This is a genomic window from Lysinibacillus sp. GbtcB16 (assembly GCF_019091145.1).
Classification (GTDB): domain Bacteria; phylum Bacillota; class Bacilli; order Bacillales_A; family Planococcaceae; genus Lysinibacillus; species Lysinibacillus fusiformis.
The window spans coordinates 1-255 of record NZ_JAGXJV010000603.1 but is presented as its reverse complement, the minus strand read 5'-3'; the positions used below and the strand labels follow the sequence as shown (position 1 = coordinate 255).

The following is a 255-nucleotide window of genomic DNA, read 5'->3' as shown; positions in this document are numbered from 1 at the left end:
TCAAATTGTTTTGCTGGCATCAATTTTGATGTCCAAAATTTGTTTCGTTCACTAGCTAAGCTAGCTACTAAAAAATTTACTGATTACGTTTTGCTTGTTCAGTTTTCAAGGTTCATAGCGTTGTCGAAACAGACAACTGTTTAATCTTATCAAACAACCAAGAGGTTGTCAATACTTTTTTTGGAGCGGGTGATGAGAATCGAACTCACGACATCAGCTTGGAAGGCTGAGGTTTTACCATTAAACTACACCCGC

The 255-nt window shown here is 37.6% G+C and carries 1 tRNA gene; it reads right to left on the bottom strand.

Annotation, left to right across the window (positions count from 1 at the left end):
- Positions 1-181: 181 nt before the first annotated feature.
- Positions 182-255: transfer RNA gene (locus KVT27_RS25365), tRNA-Gly, on the bottom strand.